The organism is Streptacidiphilus fuscans, assembly GCF_015690355.1.
GTDB lineage: Bacteria > Actinomycetota > Actinomycetes > Streptomycetales > Streptomycetaceae > Streptacidiphilus > Streptacidiphilus fuscans.
The window spans coordinates 417581-434695 of sequence record NZ_JADPRT010000006.1 but is presented as its reverse complement, the minus strand read 5'-3'; the positions used below and the strand labels follow the sequence as shown (position 1 = coordinate 434695).

16 protein-coding genes are annotated in these 17115 nt (G+C 71.7%); 10 read left to right on the top strand and 6 right to left on the bottom strand.

From position 1 onward, the window contains the following. The 4 genes from I2501_RS17790 to I2501_RS17775 all read left to right on the top strand — a co-directional run. Positions 1-2237 (top strand): RICIN domain-containing protein (locus I2501_RS17790; RefSeq protein WP_328806426.1); only part of this gene is annotated, 2237 nt, incomplete at its 5' end. Between the two features lie 102 nt (positions 2238-2339). Then, positions 2340-4730, top strand: coding sequence for a glycoside hydrolase family 95 protein (locus I2501_RS17785; RefSeq protein ID WP_196195019.1), 2391 nt, complete (start codon positions 2340-2342; stop codon positions 4728-4730). 161 nt (positions 4731-4891) lie between these two features. Continuing rightward, complete coding sequence (locus I2501_RS17780; protein ID WP_196195018.1) at positions 4892-5539, top strand: GAP family protein; 648 nt, start codon at positions 4892-4894, stop codon at positions 5537-5539. 80 nt (positions 5540-5619) lie between these two features. Continuing rightward, positions 5620-5862: a hypothetical protein gene (locus tag I2501_RS17775; RefSeq protein WP_196195017.1), complete on the top strand. Its 243-nt coding sequence runs from the start codon at positions 5620-5622 to the stop codon at positions 5860-5862. A 70-nt stretch (positions 5863-5932) separates the two neighbouring features. Here the strand turns inward: I2501_RS17775 and I2501_RS17770 are convergent, their stop codons facing one another. After that, positions 5933-6832 (bottom strand): helix-turn-helix transcriptional regulator, encoded by a 900-nt coding sequence (locus tag I2501_RS17770; protein ID WP_196195016.1) that lies wholly within the window; start codon positions 6830-6832, stop codon positions 5933-5935. Positions 6833-7020: 188 nt separating this feature from the next. Between I2501_RS17770 and I2501_RS17765 the strand changes: the two genes are divergently transcribed. Continuing rightward, complete coding sequence (locus I2501_RS17765) at positions 7021-8055, top strand: zinc-binding dehydrogenase (RefSeq protein ID WP_196195015.1); 1035 nt, start codon at positions 7021-7023, stop codon at positions 8053-8055. A gap of 160 nt (positions 8056-8215) precedes the next feature. Continuing rightward, positions 8216-9034 (top strand): DUF3050 domain-containing protein, encoded by an 819-nt coding sequence (locus I2501_RS17760; RefSeq protein WP_196195014.1) that lies wholly within the window; start codon positions 8216-8218, stop codon positions 9032-9034. A gap of 31 nt (positions 9035-9065) precedes the next feature. On the opposite strand, the gene I2501_RS17755 is transcribed toward I2501_RS17760, so the two are convergent. Next, on the bottom strand, positions 9066-9872 hold the full coding sequence (locus I2501_RS17755; protein ID WP_196195013.1) for an SDR family oxidoreductase: 807 nt from the start codon (positions 9870-9872) through the stop codon (positions 9066-9068). Between the two features lie 133 nt (positions 9873-10005). Between I2501_RS17755 and I2501_RS17750 the strand changes: the two genes are divergently transcribed. Next, positions 10006-10866 (top strand): helix-turn-helix transcriptional regulator, encoded by an 861-nt coding sequence (locus I2501_RS17750; RefSeq protein WP_196195012.1) that lies wholly within the window; start codon positions 10006-10008, stop codon positions 10864-10866. On the opposite strand, the gene I2501_RS17745 is transcribed toward I2501_RS17750, so the two are convergent. Next, complete coding sequence (locus I2501_RS17745) at positions 10815-11255, bottom strand: GlcG/HbpS family heme-binding protein (protein WP_196195011.1); 441 nt, start codon at positions 11253-11255, stop codon at positions 10815-10817. The two genes, I2501_RS17750 and I2501_RS17745, sit on opposite strands and share 52 nt — an antisense overlap. Before the next feature lie 24 nt (positions 11256-11279). Further along, complete coding sequence (locus tag I2501_RS17740) at positions 11280-12272, bottom strand: NADP-dependent oxidoreductase (protein ID WP_236046537.1); 993 nt, start codon at positions 12270-12272, stop codon at positions 11280-11282. 164 nt (positions 12273-12436) lie between these two features. On the opposite strand from I2501_RS17740, the gene I2501_RS17735 reads away from it, so the two are divergent. Continuing rightward, positions 12437-12814: a winged helix-turn-helix transcriptional regulator gene (locus I2501_RS17735; RefSeq protein WP_196195010.1), complete on the top strand. Its 378-nt coding sequence runs from the start codon at positions 12437-12439 to the stop codon at positions 12812-12814. 17 nt (positions 12815-12831) lie between these two features. Here the strand turns inward: I2501_RS17735 and I2501_RS17730 are convergent, their stop codons facing one another. Continuing rightward, positions 12832-13869, bottom strand: a complete 1038-nt coding sequence (locus I2501_RS17730) for an aldo/keto reductase (protein ID WP_196195009.1) — start codon at positions 13867-13869, stop codon at positions 12832-12834. 70 nt (positions 13870-13939) lie between these two features. Then, on the bottom strand, positions 13940-14869 hold the full coding sequence (locus I2501_RS17725) for an alpha/beta hydrolase family protein (RefSeq protein ID WP_196195008.1): 930 nt from the start codon (positions 14867-14869) through the stop codon (positions 13940-13942). Positions 14870-15115: 246 nt separating this feature from the next. Between I2501_RS17725 and I2501_RS17720 the strand changes: the two genes are divergently transcribed. Next, on the top strand, positions 15116-15703 hold the full coding sequence (locus I2501_RS17720) for a TetR/AcrR family transcriptional regulator (RefSeq protein ID WP_196195007.1): 588 nt from the start codon (positions 15116-15118) through the stop codon (positions 15701-15703). Positions 15704-15904: 201 nt separating this feature from the next. Next, positions 15905-17107: an FAD-dependent oxidoreductase gene (locus I2501_RS17715; protein WP_196195006.1), complete on the top strand. Its 1203-nt coding sequence runs from the start codon at positions 15905-15907 to the stop codon at positions 17105-17107. The last annotated feature ends 8 nt before the right edge of the window (positions 17108-17115 follow it).

Genomic DNA, 17115 nt, shown 5'->3' with positions numbered 1-17115 from the left:
CACCTGAAGGAGCCCTTGTGTCAGGTTCTCGAAGAAGAGCACTCGGCACGGTCGTCGCCATGGCCCTCGCCATAGCGGGCGGCACCGTCCTCGGCGTCGGCCACGCCTCGGCCGACCCGTCCAGCGCCACCTACACCGTCACCGTCGGCTCGACCGGGACGTACAACTACGCCGACGACACCCCGGCCGGCTCGTACCTGGACAAGGACGGGACGTTCTACTTCCAGGAGTCCGACTCGCTCTACGGCGCGACCGACTCCCGGCAGTGGAGCTTCTACACCGGCAGCAACTTCGACACCGCGACCGCGGACTCGACGCTGGACAACTCCGTCAACCCCGCCAACTCGCAGGACAGCAACGCCAACACGACCTGGCGCTGCAACAACAGCCCGACCGGCCTGACGGCCACCTCCGCCCCGTCGGGCTCGGGCTACGCGCAGCCCAACTACTGCGACCTCGTCGGCGTCTGGGTCGACCCGGACACCGGCGACTGGTACGGCCTGGTGCACAACGAGTTCACCCCCGAGCCGTTCGGTGACGGGCTGCACTACGACGCGATCGACTACGCCAAGTCCACGGACGAAGGCAAGACGTGGACCATCGAGGGCCACGCGATCACGTCCCCGTACAGCACCCAGCGCGGTGACACGACCGCGTTCCCCAACCAGACGTACGACTACGGCGACGGCGACCCGCGTCTCTACGTCGACTACGCGTCCGGGTACTTCTACGTCTACTACGGCTCCCGGATCATCCCCAAGGGCGGCGTCGGCGGCAGCAACGGCGGCCTGGCGCACGTCGCCCGCGCGCCGATCTCCGGCAAGATGGCCGCCGGGACCTGGCAGAAGTGGTACGACGGCTCCTGGACCCAGGCCGGCATCGGCGGGCTGGAGAGCAACATGGTCCCGGCCACCAGCAGCAACCCCAACGGGTACACCGCACCGTCGAGCGACTACAGCCCGGCCACCACCGGGACCGTGGACCAGCAGATCGCGGCCGGCACCCTGCCCGCCAAGTCGCAGCTGTTCATCATGAACATCACCTACGACGCCTACCTCGGCCTCTACATCGGAGAGCCGGAGAACGCGACCAACTCCGCGGCGGCGCAGCAGTTCTACGTCACCGACAACCTGGCCACGCAGAAGTGGTACCTGGCCGGTGACACCGGCACCTACACGGACCAGTCCTGGTACCGCTGGTTCCTCGACGGCGCCAACGCCACCAGCTCGACCGTCGTGGGCAAGACCTTCCGCTCCTACTGCGCCATCTCCTGCAACAGCGGCGACGGCGAGTACGCCAACGTGACGGTGGACTCCTCGGCCCCGGCCGCCGCGCCGTTCGACCCGACGAAGACGTACACCATCGCCAGCGGCGACGGCCGGGTGCTGACCCAGGTCTCCGGCAGCTCCGCCACCACCTCCGAGACCGCCGCCACCGGATCGACGCTGGAGGACTGGTCGTTCGCGAGCGACGGCGACGGCTCCTACCGGATCACCAACGCGTCGAGCGGACAGTTGCTCGGCGTCGACTCGACGCAGACCACCAGCCGCGCCTGGGGCACCGCCCCCACCACGACCGGCGTCGGCACGGGCGGGGTGAGCGTCGGTCAGGAGTGGTTCGTCATCCCCAGCAGCGACGGCAGCGGCACCTACCGGCTGGTCAACCGCTACAGCGGACTGGTCCTCGGCCTCTCCGCCGACAACGGCGGCTACGCCGAGACCACCCCGGCCCGGTACTGGACCAACACCACCGGCAACAGCGTCGGCGGCGACCGCACGGCCGCCCAGCAGACGCTGAGCATGACCGCCGTCGGCACGGTCCCCGCCAACCTGAACGGCGCCCACACGTTGACCACGAACGGCATGGCACTGGACGACGCCAACGGCAGCACCGCGCCCGGCAACCAGTTCATCACCTGGACCCCGACCGGTGCGTCCAACCAGAGCTGGCAGTTCACCTTGCAGCCGGACGGCTCCTACCAGATCGTCAATGTCCACTCCGGCCTGTGCGCGGACGACGACGGCGGAGCCACGAAGGCCGGCACGCCGGTGATCCAGTGGACCTGCACCGGCGCGAGCAACCAGGACTGGATCGTCACCAAGCAGGCCGGCGGCAGCTACACCGTCACCAACGAGCACAGCGGCCTGCTGCTCACCACCGCCTCGACGAGCGCGGGCGCGGCGGTCACCCAGCAGCCGAACTCCGGCTCGTCGCTCCAGCAGTGGACGTTGTCCTGACACACCGTCACTGACGCGACACCCCGGGGCCGCTGCCGTTCCTGCGCGGCGGCGGCCCCGGGCTCAATTTCTCCCGCCTTCTCTTCGATCGGAGCGGAATCCTTGTCGACGCATGACCAGACGGCCGACCGGCTGTGGTACCGGCAGCCCGCCGACACCTTCCTCCAGGCCCTGCCGCTCGGCAACGGCCGGTTGGGCGCGATGGTCTACGGCGGAGTCGACACCGAGACGGTCGAACTGAACGCCGACACCCTCTGGTCCGGCGGCCCCGGACGCCACGACCGAGCTGGGGCCGCCGAACTCCTACCGTCACTGCGACGCGCGGTGCTGCACGGTCGCGACCCCGTCGAGGCGGACCGGATCGCCGCTCGGATGCAGGGCCCGTTCATCGAGGCCTACCAGCCGCTGGCCACGCTGGTCCTGGACTCCGGCACCGTCTCCCAAGTCGTCGACTACCGACGGACGCTGGACCTCGGCGACGCGGTGCACACGGTCGCCTACGAGGCGGGCGGAGTGCGGTTCGTCCGCGAGGCGTTCGTGTCGGCCCCGGCGGGCGTGATGGTCCTGCGCCTGCACAGCGACACCCCGGGGCGGCTGGGCTTCACGGCCCGCTTCACCAGCGCGCACCCCGGCACGGCCGTCGAGGCCGCCGGGCAGACGCTGGTGACCCAGGGCCGCGCCCCCGCCCACCTCGCCTTCGGCGAGGACGCACCGGCGTACTACCGCCCTGACGAGGGAACGGGGTTCGCGGCAGGCCTGCGCGTCCGCTGCGACGGTGGACGCATGAACGCCGAGTCCGACCGGCTGACGGTGGCGGACGCCACCGAGGCCACACTCGTCATCGCCGTCGGCACCGGCTACCAAGGCTGGAAGCAGCAGCCGGCAAGCCCCAACGCGGCGCGCAGCGAGGTCACCGAGCGCCTCGACGCCGTGGGGGAGCGGAGTTGGGACGACCTGCTCGCCGACCACCTGGCCGACCACCGCGCACTGTATGGCGGTGTGACGCTGCGGCTGCCCGACCCGCCGGAGGCCGCAGCCCTACCGACCGACGAGCGCCTCTCCGCTGTCCGCGCCGGAGCGCACGACCCGGGGCTCACCGCCCTCCTCTTCGCCTACGGCCGCTACCTGCTCGTCGCCTCCTCCCGCCCCGGCACCCAGCCCGCGACCCTGCAGGGCATCTGGAACCGGGAGATCGCCGCGCCGTGGAACTCCAACTGGACCACGAACATCAACCTGCAGATGAACTACTGGCCCGCCGAGACCACCGGACTCGCCGTCTGCCACGAGCCGCTCTTCGACCTGGTCGCCGACCTCACCGAGGCCGGTGCGGCGACGGCCGAGACCCACTACGGCGCGGGCGGCTGGGTCTGCCACCACAACGTCGACCTCTGGCGCTCCACCAGCCCGGTGGCGGGCGACCCCGTCTGGGCCACCTGGCCGATGGCCGGGTCCTGGCTGGCCGCCCACCTGTGGCAGCACTACCAGTTCGGCGGCGACCTGCGCTTCCTCGCCGAGCGCGCCTATCCGGCGATGCGCGGTGCCGCGAGGTTCCTGCTGGACCTGCTGACGGAGGACGGCGAGGGCAACCTCGTCACCTGCCCGTCCACCTCACCCGAGCACCACTTCCGCACCGCTGACGGTTCGTTGGCAGCCGTCTCCGCCGGGTGCACCATGGACTTCTGGCTCACCTGCGAGCTCTTCGACGCGGTCGAGGAGGCGGCCGCGACCCTCGACACCGACCACGGCTTCACCGCCGAACTCGCCGCGGCCCGCAAACGGCTGCGTCCGCCCGCGCTCGCCGACGACGGACGGTTGCTGGAGTGGCGCGAGGACCTCCCGGAGGAGGACCCCGGACACCGGCATCTCTCCCTCCTCTACGGCCTCTACCCCGGCTCCGCGATCGACCCCGTCACCGACGCAACGTGGATCGAACCCGCCCGCAAGGCCCTGACCCGTCGTCTGGAGCACGGCGGAGGGGGCACGGGATGGAGCCTGGCCTGGGTGGCCGCACTGGCCGCTCGTCTCGGTGACGCGCCGCTCGCCGCACACAGCATCCACCGCTTCCTCACGACCTCGACCGCGCCCAACCTCTTCGGCCTCCACCCGCCGGACCTGTTCCAGATCGACGGCAACCTCGGCGTCAGCGCCGCCATCGCCGAGCTGCTGGTCCAGTCCCACAACGGCGTGCTGCGCCTGCTGCCGGCCCTGCCGTCGGAGTGGCCGATGGGCTCGGTCACCGGCCTGCGGGCGAGGGGCGGGGTCACCGTCGACCTCCGCTGGCGCGACGGCGCTCTGACCGGTGCCAGACTCACCACGTCCCGCCCCGACACGGTCGTGGTGGTGGCCTGCGCGCACACGAGCGAGTCGCCGCGGCTCACCCGCGACGACGGAACAGTCGTCCTCCCTGACGCGCGTCGTCCCCTCGAGACCGGCGGCGAGCTGGTCACCTTCCGCGTCGCCACTCCGGGGAGCTGGCACCTCGGCACCCTTTGAAGGTCACCCGGTGAGAAATCGAGGAACGCGGACGGCGGATCACCGAGTGGCTCCACGACTACCTCGCCCGTCGGGGTGAGGCTGTACTCGACGTGTCCGGCGGCCGAAGCCCGTCGCCGGGATCTTCGACCCGACCGATTCTCCCAGGGAGCTCGCCTTCGATGCTTCTCGACCTCTTCATCATCGGCGTGGCCATCACGTTGGGGCCCCTGCACAACACCGGATTCATCCTGATCCTCACCGCGGATCGCGGCGTACGGAAGGGCCTGGCCTTCATCCTCGCCTGGCTGGCCTGCCTGGTCGTCGTCATCGCGCTGGTCCTGCTCGGCACGGGCGGCACTCCGCCGCGGCCGCACACTGTGCCCTCGTCCGTGGCCGAGGCGGTCAAGCTGGCGATCGGCCTCGCTCTCATCTGCTTCGGCGAGTACAAGCGGCGCAAGGCCGCCGGAAAGCCGCGCACACCCCCCACGTGGTTGGGGCGTCTCCACGACGTGTCGGCCTGGACGGCAGCCGGATTCGGGATCTTCCTGCAGCCTTGGGGCATGGTGGCGGCCGCCGCCGCGATCGTCGTGGGGGCCAAGGTGTCGAGCGTCGCCTCGTATCTGGCGCTGATGGGCTTCTGCCTGCTCGCCTCGGCGAGCATTCTCGTCATGGAGTTGTGCACGGCGTTCGCGCCGGAGGCTGCCGGCCGGCAGCTCGACCGGGTGCGTGTGTGGCTGGACGATCACACCGACCAGGCCGTGGTGGTGATCTCCCTCCTGGCGGGCCTCTGGTTGGTGAGCAAGAGCATCTACCAACTCGTCACCTGAGCCGGGGGGAAGGAGGAGCGGAGGCCCCGACGGCGCGCTGTCGGCGGGCCGACACGCGGTGCCTGTGGTCAGCTGGACCCATGAGCAGCCTGCAACCGCCGAACCAGGACACGCCCGTCTTCGTCGGCGCCTACGACACGAACAGCAGTCACCGCACGGTCGTCGTCTGCCGCCTCGACGACAGCCTCACGGAGCCCCAGCAATGTCGCGCCCAACGCGACATGCACCGCTTCGTCGAGCATGAGCGGCCCGGCACGGATCTCGACGACCCCTCCCAGATCTTCTGGGAGGATCACCCCGGCAAGTGGCCGCACGAGCGCTGACCCCGTCCGGGGGAGTGTGCGTCGAAGGCCGCTGGTCTGCATGAAAGTGCAGGTCAGCGGCCTTCTGGCGTCAGCTGCCGCTCGGTGCTGTGCGGATGACCCGTTCGGGGGCGTTCATGTCGAGCAGGGTGACAGCGTCGTGTTCCGGGGTGCCCGGGGTGGTGACGTAGACGCCGAGGCGCTGGCCGGGGGTGCCTTCCAACTGCATGCCCTGGAAAGTGAGCGTGATCTCGCCGACCAGGGGGTGGTGGAAGGTCTTCGGCTTCTGGGCGTGACGGCCGCGGGTGACCTCGTAGCGGTCCCAGAGCTTGGCGAAGTCCGGGCTCTTCAGCAGGAGTTCGCCGACGAGGGCGGCGAGATCCGGGGCGTCGGGGTCGGTGCCGGCCAGGGCGCGCAGGCGGGCGACGCAGCCGCGGATCTGGGTGTCCCAGTCGCCGTAGAGGTCGCGCGCGGCGGGGTGGAGGAAGAGGTAGCGGGCGAGGTTGCGCTGCTTGGCGGGCCAGTCCGCGAGGCCGGTGTACAGCGCCAGCGCGCCGGGGTTGTGGGCGAGCAGGTCCAGGGTGCGGCTGGTGACGTAGGCCGGGTTCGGGCGCAGGCTCTCCAGCAGCAGCTTCACCTGGGGGCTGACGGTGCGGCTCGGGGCGGTCGGCGGCTGCGGGGCGTGGCGGGCGGCCCGCACCACGAGGTCCTGGAGGTGGTCACGCTCGTCCGCATCCAGCTTGAGGGCCCGGCCGAGCGCGTCGACGACGGCCAGGCTGGGGCGGGTCTCTCGGCCGCGTTCCAGGCGCGTGTAGTAGTCGATGCTGACCCCCGCCAGCGCGGCGACCTCCTCGCGGCGCAGCCCGGGGGTGCGGCGAACCCCGGCACCGGGGGTGAGCCCGACCTCGGCCGGAGTCACCTGGGTACGCCGGGCGCGCAGGAACCTGCCCAGTTCGGACCCGTCCGCCTCAGTGCCGCGCTGTGCCGTCATGCCCTCAGTGTGGCCCGTCCGCCACCCCGTCGCCCGTGCCGAGGGGAGCCCTGCCACACCCCCGCTGCGGCTCACCGGAACAGCTCGGCCTGCCTGCGGGGCCCGCTTGGGCGCAGTGTGGAGAAGGCGGGCTCATGCAGCTCACTGCGGCCCACCGAAGACCGACACATCGACGAAAGGCACTGATCGTGCGCGCAACCCTTCTCCACCAGGCCGGCGACGTCCGCGTGGCCGACGTCGCCGACCCCAAGATCCAGCGGCCCACCGACGCCGTGGTGCGCATCGTGCTGGGCTGCATCTGCGGCAGCGACCTGTGGCCCTACAAGTCGCAGCCGGTGACCGACACCCCGCGCCAGATGGGGCACGAGTTCATCGGCGTGGTCGAGGAGACCGGCACCGAGGTGCGGGACCTCAAGGCGGGTGACGTGGTGGTGGCACCGTTCACCTATTCGGACGGCACCTGCGAGTCATGTCGCGAGGGCCTGCAGACTTCCTGCGAGCACGGCGGCCCGTGGGGCGTCGGCGGCGTCGACGGCGGCCAGGGCCAGGCGACCCGCGTCCCCTACGCCGACGGCACGCTGGTCAAGCTCCCGGTGGGTGAGGACTCCGAGCTGCTGCCCGACCTGCTGACCCTCTCCGACGTGCTGTGCACCGGCTACCACGCGGCCCGAACGGCCGGAGTCCGGGCCGGTGAGACCGTCACCGTGATCGGCGACGGCGCGGTCGGCCTGTCCGCCGTCATCGCCGCGAAGCTGCTCGGCGCCGAGAGGATCGTGCTGATGGGCCGTCACACCGCGCGCACCGACCTGGGGCGCGAGTTCGGCGCCACGGACGTCGTCGCCGCGCGCGGCGAGGAGGGCGTGGCCGCCGTGCGCGAGCTGACCGGTGGCCGTGGCGCCCACCGGGTGCTGGAGTGCGTCGGGCTCAAGGATGCGCTGGTCCAGGCCGCCGGAGTGGTCCGCGACGGCGGCACCATCAGCCGTGTCGGCGCGCCGCAGTACGCGGAGGTCCCGCTCGCGTTCCCCGAGTTCCTGCGCAACATCACGCTCACCGGGGGTGTGGCGCCCGCGCGCGCCTACATCGGCGAACTGATGCCGCACATCCTGGACGGCCGGATCCGCCCCGGCCGCGTCTTCGACCGCACCGTGCCCCTGGAGCAGGTCGCGGAGGGCTACCGGCTGATGAACGACCGCGAGGCGCTGAAGGTCATCGTGCGTCCGTGACCGCGCCAAAGGTGCGACCGCACTCTCACTCGTTCGTGCGATGCGTCGGCCCCACCGTCGCCGTGCGAGCGGTCTGCCCTGGTGAACTGGCCTCCGGGGCCCGGTCTGTGTACAAACAGAGACGAGTCGGGCCGAACATGGCTGAACAGAGGGGACACCCGTGCCGCGTTACGACTACGACGTGCGAGACCCGGAGATCGAGGAGCTGCGGGCCGCGGTCGCGACCGCCCGCGCGGAGGTCGTGGACCACAGTGTCTACCGGAGGCTGAACAGCATCGAGGACGTCCGGACCTTCGCCGAGCACCACGTCTTTGCCGTCTGGGACTTCATGTCGCTGCTCAAGTCCCTGCAGCGCGAGCTGACCTGCGTCGACGTGCCGTGGGTGCCGCGCGGCACGCCGCAGAGCCGTCGCCTGATCAACGACATCGTCCTGGTGGAGGAGAGCGACGCGCTGGGCGAGGGGTTCACCAGCCACTTCGAGCTCTACCTTGCCGGGATGCGGAAGGCCGGGGCCGACGTCGGGCCCATCGAGGGCTTGCTGACCCGCCTCCGCCACGGCGAGGACGTCCGCACGGCGCTGAAGGCGGCTCAGGTTCCCACGGCCGCAGCCGACTTCGTCCACGTCACCTGGGACATCGTCGAGAACGCGCCGGTGCACCGCCGCGCCGCGGCGTTCGCCTTCGGCCGTGAGGACCTGATCCCCGAGATGTTCGACCAGATCTCCAGGATCGAGGACCAGGGCGGCCGACTGGGGCCGTTCCGCGACTACTTGGCCCGCCACATCCAGGTCGACGGCGAGGAGCACACCCCCATGGCCATGGCCATGCTCGCCGATCTGTGCGGCCACGACGGCGTGAAGTGGCGCGAGGCCGCCGAGACGGTCCGCACGGGGCTGCACGCCCGCCGCGCGTTGTGGGACGCCATCGCGGGCGCCCTCGACGCGCGCGCCTCCTTGGAGGCGGCGCGACAAGGCGTCTGACCGGCAGCCGGTGAGGTCAGGTCAGGTCAGGTCAGGTCTGCGCTGTGGGACGGATGACGATCTCGTTCACGTCGACGTCGTGCGGCTGCTCGACGGCGAATGCGATCGCGCGCGCCACCGCCTCGGCCGGGATCGCGATGCGGTCCCGCAGGCCCGAGATTTGGTCCCTGACCTCCTGGTTGGTGGACGCTTCGGCGAAGGCGGTCGCGACCATCCCGGGCGAGACGGTGGTCACCCGCACCGCGTCGCCCGCCTCCTGGCGCAGTCCCTCGCACACGGCCCGGACCGCGAACTTCGTCCCCGCGTAGACGGCCATCGACGGCGCGACGCGGTGCGCGGCCGTGGAGGCGACGGTGACGAAGTGGCCGGACCCTTGCGCCCGGAAGACGGGCAGCGCGGCGGCGATCCCGTACAGCACCCCCTTGAGGTTCACGTCCACCATCGCGTCCCACTCGTCGACGCGCAGGTCGTCCAGGGGCGAGATGGCGCCCGAACCGGCGCTGCTGACCAGCACGTCCAGGCCGCCGAACCGCTCCTGGGCGAGTGTGACCAGAGCCGCCAGGTCAGCGCGCCGGGTGACGTCCGTGCGCAGGCCCACGGCGGACCCGCCGGACGCCTCGATCCGGGCGGCGAGGTCGTCGAGCTTCTCCGTCCGGCGACCGCCGAGGACCAGGCGGGCCCCGCGTGCCGCGAGCAGCAGCGCCGTCGCCTCGCCGATCCCGCTGCCCGCGCCGGTGACCGCCACCACCTTTCCCTCGATACCGGAGGGCCTCGTGCCGGACGCCGTGCCGGACGTCGCCTCGGACGCCGCCTCGGACGCCGTGAAATCGGACGTCATCGTGTCAACTCCTGTCGTGTCAGGGCGGTCCGGCGGCCGTGGGCGCCGCCGGACCGGATCGGGTACCAGTCTGGGAAGCGGGCGGCCTGGTATACAGAGCCGGCTTGTTCTGGAACCAGGAGTGCCACCCATCATGACCAAGACCCCCGACCAGCGCCGTGAGCTGGGCGCCTTCCTGCGCAGCCGCAGGGAACGGATCACTCCGGAGCAGGTCGGGCTGCCCTGCAGCCTGCGTCGCCGCACGCCCGGGCTGCGTCGCGAGGAGTTGGCGTTGCTCGCGGGCATCAGCGCCACCTGGTACACCTACCTGGAGCAGGGGCGACCCATCCAGGTCTCCGACCAGGTGCTGGACGCGCTCGCGAAAGTGCTGCGCCTGGACCGGCACGAGCGCACCCACCTCCTCGAACTCGCCGGTCGCGCACCGGCCGTCGCGGACGACGGTCGGGTCGCGCTCGACCCGGCGGCCGCGGTGGTCCCGCTGCTCCTGCAGCCGCAGCCCGCGTACATCATCGACGGCGCCTACGACGTGCTCGGCCACAACCAGGCGGCCGCCGAGCTGTTTCCCTTCCTGCGCTCCCACGGCGACCGGCCGGCGAACTTCGCCCGCTGGGTCTTCCTCGACCCGGAGGCCCGGCACGTGGTGGTGGACTGGGAACGGGAGGCGTCCGGCCTGCTCGCCCGCTTGCGGCAGTTGGCCGGGCGCCGTCCGCAGGACCCCCGCTACCCCGAGCTGATCGGGGACCTGGTCGCACGCAGTCCCGAGGCACAAGCCTGGTGGCCTCGCCACGACGTCCAGGACCGGCAGGGCGGACGCAAGCGGTTGCGGCGTCAGGGCGCGGGGGTGACCACCTTCTCCTACAGCGCCTTCCATCTGGCGGAGCAGCCGGAACACACCCTGGTCGTCTACGTCGACGAGGCGTCGGTGCCGCAGTCGGAGTGGTGTCAGGGCAGGTCGAAACCGAGCGAGGCGAGGGCCTCCTCGGCCGCCTGCTGATCCTGCTCGTAGGTCCCGCCGGATATGCCGAGGCCCCCGATGCAGCGGCCGTTCTCGATGACCGGGTATCCGCCGCCGACCGCCGTCAGGCGCGGGTGGCCGGACAGCGGCGCGATCCGCGGGTCGGCCAGGTAGGCGTTCCAGGCGTGGGTGTTGATGCGGAAGGCGGCGGCGGTCCAGGCCTTGTCCACGGCCACCTCGGCGGTGAGGAAGGGCGCGTCGTCGGCGCGGTCGAACGCCTTGAGGTGGCCGCCGTGGTCGGTGACGGCGACCGCCGCGTCGAAGCCGAGGTGTGCGGCGGCCGTGTGCACCGCCGTGATCAGCGCCGCCGCGGCCATCTTGGTGATCGAGGCAGCGGGGGACGACAAGGGAAGAGCGTCGGCGTTCATGCTTAAGAATCCTTGGTGCGAGGGTCAGTTGGCGGTGGTCAGGACGAGCTTGCCGCGGGTGCGGCCGGCCTCGCCGCGGGCGTGGGCCGCGCCGGCCTGGTCCAGCGGGAAGGTCTGCTCCACCTCGACGGCGACCTCGCCGGCGTCGATCAGCCCCGCGATCGTCGTCAGCGCGGCCCCGTCCGGCTCGACCAGGAAAGGGGTGACCCGGACGCCTGCGGCCTCGGCGGCCTGGGCCAGTTCGGGTGAGACGCCCTCCGGGACCGCGACGAGCAGTCCGCCCGGTCGCAGGACCTTCAGCGAGCGGGTGCTGCTGCCGTCGTGGGTGTCGCCGACCAGCTCGATGACGACGTCGACGTCGCGGATGACGTCCTCGAAGCGGGTGGTGCTGTAGTCGACCGTCTCGTCCGCGCCCAGTTCCTTGAGCCAGGGGTGGCGGGCGGCGCTGGCCGTGGCGACGACGTGCGCGCCCAGGTGGCGGGCGAACTGGACGGCGAAGTGGCCCACCCCGCCTGCGGCGGCGGTGATCAGGACGCGCTGTCCGCGCTGCACCTGGGCGGTGTCGACCACGGCCTGCCAGGCGGTCAGCGCCGCCAGCGGCACAGCGGCGGCGTGCACGTGGTCGACCGAGGCCGGCTTGCGGGCGAACTGCCGTGCGGGCGCGGCGACGTACTCGGCGTAGCCACCAGCGGAGCGCGGGAACCACGGCATCCCGTAGACCTCGTCGCCGACCGCGAGCGTGGTGACGCCGAAGCCGACCGCCTCGACCACGCCGGAGACGTCCCAGCCGAGCACGAAGGGCGGCTGCCCCAGCACCCCGGCCATGCCGCTACCGGCCCGGGTCTTCCAGTCCACCGGGTTCACCCCGGCGGCGTGCACGCGCACCAGCACCTCCGTCGGCAGCGGCTTCGGCCGGGCCACCTCCTTCAGGCGGAGCACCTCGGGACCCCCGAAGGCGTCCTGGACCACCGCGCGCATGGTCGCCGGGTTGGTGTCGTCTGTTGCTGCTGCGGACATGGCTCATCCCTCGTTCTCGCGTGAATCGCGTGATGCGGAAGGCCGTTCGGCACTTGTGCGCCGCGGCCTCCGCGCTGACGGGAATGACGCTAGGTCCGTGGGTGTAGTTACCTGCAAGGGGAGCTACTTCCCGATGGGAAGCATCCAGGTGAGGAGCGCAAGAAATGGTGACCAGCTGCCCGAGCGGCCAGCACTCGCACCACGACGTCTACGCCGCGCAGTGCCCGTGCAGGCCCCTGCTCGACCTGCTGGCCAACAAGTGGTCCGCCCTGGCCGTGGGCGCGCTGGAGGAGGGTCCGCAGCGGTTCGGCGCGCTCCAGCGCCGACTGCAGGGGGTCAGCCCCAAGGTGCTGACCGCCACCCTGCGTCGGATGGAGGACTTCGGCCTGATCGACCGCACGGTCTACCCGGCCGTTCCGCTGCACGTCGAGTACTCGCTCACCGCGCTCGGCAAGAGCGCCGCCGTGCCGCTCAACCTGCTGCGGAGCTGGGTGGAGGAGAACCTCGACAGCGTCGGAGCGGTGGGCGGCGCGGAAGGGTGATGCAGCAAGCCGGGCGCCTACCGTCGGCGGTTGGCCGCGGTGAGCGCCGTGGTCCCGAACTCCCACATGTTGTCGGCCACGTTGACGGTGACCCCAGGGGGCACGATCTCGTCGATGCGGTCGAGCACGTCGTCGGAGAGGACGATGCCGTCGGCGGCCAGGTAGCCCTCCAGATGCTCCATGGTGCGCGGACCGATGATCGTGGCGGTGACGGCGGGGTGGCGGACGGCGAACGCGACCGCCAGCTGAACGAGCGTCAGCCCCGCCTCGTCCGCGAGCGCGCCGAGCGCGTCGGCGGCGTCCAGCTTGGCCGCGTTCGAGGCGGCCGCGGTGTCGTAGCGTCCCGCGAACCGTTGCCTGCGCGCGACGGAGCCGGGCCCGCCGATCTCCCGGCCCTTGCGGTAGCTGCCCGACAGCCAGCCGCCTGCCAGCGGACTGTAGGCCAGCACGCCCATGCCGTGCCGCCGACAGGTCGGCAGCACGTCGTACTCGATCGCGCGGGTCAGCAGGGAGTACGGGGGCTGTTCGGTGCGGAACCGTCCATGGCCGCGGCGGTCGGCGACCCACTGGGCCTCGACGATCTGCGAGGCGGGGACCTTCGACGCGCCGAAGGAGCGGATCTTGCCCGCCCGCACGAGGTCGGTCAGGGCGCCCAGGGTCTCGTCGATGTCGGTGTCCGGGTCGGGGACGCCGACCTGGTAGAGGTCGATCCAGTCGGTGCCGAGCCGCCGCAGCGAGCCTTCGACGCCTTCGGTGATCCAGCGGCGTGACGCGCCACGGTGGTTGGGCTTCTCGTCGAAGGGCGGGCCGAACTTGACCGCGAGCACCACGTCGTCACGCCGTCCGCCCGCCAGCGCCTTGCCGACGATCTGCTCCGACTCACCGGCGGAGTAGCCGTCGGCGGTGTCGATGACGTTGATCCCGGCGTCCAGCGCCCGGTGGATGATCCGGACCGCGTCGTCGTGGTGGGGGTTTCCGAAGGCGCCGAACATCATGGCGCCGAGGCACATCTGACTGACCGAGACGCCGGTGCGTCCCAAAGGCCGGTATTCCATGTCGGTTCTCCTCTCAGGTGCCGCAGCTCAAGCGCCGCAGCTCAGGTGCCGCAGATGCAGCGATGCGGCTTCACTTGGAGTCCACGCGGCCGATCGCGGCGGCGCCTCGTGCCGCCTCGGCGCGGGCCGCCGCGAAGGCGGACGCGTCGACGCCGAGGGCGGTGCGCAGGTAGGCGGTGGTGAGCAGTCGGACGAGCGCCACGCGCTCGGGGCTCTCGTCCGTCGTCTCGGTGGAGTGGTAGCCGGAGATCCCGCCCAGCGAGTGCTCGGCGCCGAACAGGGTGAGCAGGCTCTCGGCTCCCGGGCTGAGCGCGTAGGCGTCGGTGAACCACTCGGGCCCCCGGACGCTCAGCGCGGACTGGTCCTTGTCACCGGCGACCACCAGGGCCGAGGTGCTCATCCCCGCGAAGCCCGGGTGCATGAAGGGGAAGTGCTCGGCGGCGAAAGGTGTCAGGTCGTCACCGCCCGTTCCCGGCACGGCGAGCAGCACCCCGGCCGTGATCCGCGGGTCGGACAGGTCCGTGTCCGGGCCGCCGTCGGGGTCCAGGACCCGTGCGCCCAGCAGCATGCTCGCCGTCTGGGCGCCCCACGAGTGCCCGGCGACGGCGACACGGTCGCGGTCCACCCGTCCCGCGAGGCCCGGGACGGCGGCCTCGACGAGGTCGAGCTGGTCGACGACGCGTACCAGGTCCTCGACCCGCAGGCGCCAGATCCGCGGTTGACGCGGGTCGTCGGGCGCGAGGCCCAGGGACCGCGAGTCGAGGTGGGTGGGTTGGACCACCACGAAGCCGTGCGCGGCCCAGAAGTCGACCAGCGGGGCGTAGCTGTCCGAGGACTGGCCGAATCCGTGCGAGAAGACGAGGACGGGGAGTCGGTCCCCGACCAGCGGGGCTGAGACCCGCACCCGCAGGTCCTCGCCGCGGCCCGGGGCCGCCAGCACCACGGGGTGGACGGAGACGACGGGGGCGGCTGGGCCGACGGTTGCGGTGGGGCTGTCCATGGGTGCTCCTTGGGAGGGGGACGTCGTCGAGCGACGGCATCGAGGGACGGCGAAGTCGGGGCAGGACGAAGCTCGGACGGAACGCGAGCGGGTGAGAGAGGGAGACGTGACTGACGGGTGGCTACGTTCGGCCTGGTCCCGTGGTGGCCCGTCTGGCATCCTGGTGAGCGGATCAGCGTTCCGGTTAAACCATACGGAACGGTGTTCCGGTTGGCAAGGCATACGACGAGTGGAGGCAGTGGCGCAGTGGTCGACACCGGCAGCGGATCAGTACCGGCGGCTCCCCGGAAGCGCGCCGACGCGCGGCGCAACGAGCAGACCCTGCTGGACGCCGCGGCCGCGGCGTTCGTGGCCTCCGGCGTCGACGCGCCGGTGCGTGACATCGCGGCCCGGGCGGGCGTCGGTGTCGCCACCATCTACCGCCACTTCCCGACGCGGGCCGATCTCGTCGTCGCCGTCTACCGTCACCAGGTCGAGGCATGCGCGGAGGCCGGACCGGCGCTGCTGGCGAGCGCTCGGTCCGCGTACGCCGCGTTGGCGGAGTGGATCGACCTCTTCGTCGACTTCCTGGTCACCAAGCACGGCCTCGCCGCGGCGTTGCACTCCGACGACGAGGCGTTCGCGGGCCTGCACGCGTACTTCATCGACCGGCTGGTCCCCGTCTGCGCCGAGCTGCTCGACGCCGCCGTGGCGGCGGGCGAGGTCCGCTCCGGCATCGAGGCGCTCGAACTGATGCACGGCGTCGGCAACCTCTGCATCGGTGCAGGCAAGGACTCCGGGTACGACCCCCGCCGCCTGATCGACCTGCTCCTCGGCGGTCTGTGTCCCCGGTAGGGCGGTCGAAGGGCAAACCTGCTGCCGGCTCTTGCGCTCCGCGCCTGACCGTGTGTTAGCGTCGATGACGGACGTACGAAAGTCACGGTCCGGTAGGTAGTCCGGATGGCGGTCGTCCGCTCGTACGGTGCCCGTTGCGGCACGTCCGGTGCGTCCCTTTTCGTTTCATGTCGAGAAGGGACACGACTGTGTCGGATCTGCATGTCGTCATCGCCGGGGGGCGGGCTGGGTGGCCTGGCCCTCGCACAGGGGCTTCGCCGGGCGGGGATCAGCGCCTCGGTCCACGAGAAGGACCCCGACCCCGAGTTCCGCATCCAGGGCTACCGCATCCGGATCAACCCCGACGGCATCACCGCGCTCCAGGCGCTGCTGACGCCGCAGGCCTTCGCGCTGTTCGCGGCCACCGCCGGGACGCCGGGGCCGCGTATGGACACCTTCGACCAGCGGCTGGACCTGCTGCACGCCCAGGAGCTCCCGCTCGTCCCCGGTCTGCCCGGGGGCGGGAACCTGGCCGTCAACCGTCGGATGCTGCGTCAGATCCTGTTGTCTGGGCTGGAGAAGACCGTCCACTACGGCACCCGGCTCACGCACTACGACGTCGACCCGTCGGGTTCGGTGACGGCGCACTTCGCGGACGGCACCAGCGCCACCGGCGACGTCCTGGTCGGCGCGGACGGCGTCAACTCGGCGGTCCGCGGCCAGTACCTGCCGCAGGCACAGGTCGTCGACGCCGGGCTGCGACTGATCTACGGCAAGGTCCCGTTCGCGGACGAGGCGGCCCGCGCGCTGCTCCCGCCCGAGCTGCTCGGCCTGTGGACCACCGTCGTCGGCCCGGAGCGGCGCTTCGTCGGGCTGGCTCCCGTGCGGTACCGCGAGCCGATCCACGAGGCGGCGGCCCGGCTTGCTCCCGGCACCGAGCTGAGCGCGGACCGCGACTACCTGGCGTGCGTGTTCGGCGCCCGGCGAGAGCAGTTCCCTTGCAGCGACGCCGAGTTGTTCGCCCTGGGCGGCGTCGGGTTGCGCGCGCTGACGCTGTCGCTGGTGGAGGGCTGGCACCCCCGTCTGGTCGAGGCGGTGTCGCGGCAGGATCCCGACTCGCTCTTCCCGGTGTCGGTGCGCACGAGCGTGCCCGTGGCGGCGTGGGAGACCACGGCGGTCACCCTGCTCGGCGACGCCGTCCACGTCATGAGCCCGGCGATCGGCGTCGGCGCGAACACCGCGCTGCGTGACGCACGGGTCCTGACCGACCGCCTCGTCGAGGCCGCCGCCGGACGCCCGCTCGCGCAGGCCCTGCACGCCTACGAGGCGGAGATGCGCGCGTACGGCTTCGACGCGGTACGCGAATCGGCCGAACGCGGCCACCGCCTGGTGGGCCAGGACCCGCTCCCCGCAGCACAGGCGTAGGCACCGAC

What these genes read in the sequence shown, in the direction of transcription:
- I2501_RS17780 (WP_196195018.1), top strand. Translation starts at nt 4,892, where the DNA reads ATGCTTCTCGACCTCTTCATCATCGGCGTGGCCATCACGTTGGGGCCC.
- I2501_RS17775 (WP_196195017.1), top strand. Translation starts at nt 5,620, where the DNA reads ATGAGCAGCCTGCAACCGCCGAACCAGGACACGCCCGTCTTCGTCGGC.
- I2501_RS17770 (WP_196195016.1), bottom strand. Translation starts at nt 6,832, where the DNA reads ATGACGGCACAGCGCGGCACTGAGGCGGACGGGTCCGAACTGGGCAGG.
- I2501_RS17755 (WP_196195013.1), bottom strand. Translation starts at nt 9,872, where the DNA reads ATGACGTCCGATTTCACGGCGTCCGAGGCGGCGTCCGAGGCGACGTCC.
- I2501_RS17750 (WP_196195012.1), top strand. Translation starts at nt 10,006, where the DNA reads ATGACCAAGACCCCCGACCAGCGCCGTGAGCTGGGCGCCTTCCTGCGC.
- I2501_RS17745 (WP_196195011.1), bottom strand. Translation starts at nt 11,255, where the DNA reads ATGAACGCCGACGCTCTTCCCTTGTCGTCCCCCGCTGCCTCGATCACC.
- I2501_RS17740 (WP_236046537.1), bottom strand. Translation starts at nt 12,272, where the DNA reads ATGTCCGCAGCAGCAACAGACGACACCAACCCGGCGACCATGCGCGCG.
- I2501_RS17735 (WP_196195010.1), top strand. Translation starts at nt 12,437, where the DNA reads ATGGTGACCAGCTGCCCGAGCGGCCAGCACTCGCACCACGACGTCTAC.
- I2501_RS17730 (WP_196195009.1), bottom strand. Translation starts at nt 13,869, where the DNA reads ATGGAATACCGGCCTTTGGGACGCACCGGCGTCTCGGTCAGTCAGATG.
- I2501_RS17725 (WP_196195008.1), bottom strand. Translation starts at nt 14,869, where the DNA reads ATGGACAGCCCCACCGCAACCGTCGGCCCAGCCGCCCCCGTCGTCTCC.
- I2501_RS17715 (WP_196195006.1), top strand. Translation starts at nt 15,905, where the DNA reads ATGTCGTCATCGCCGGGGGGCGGGCTGGGTGGCCTGGCCCTCGCACAG.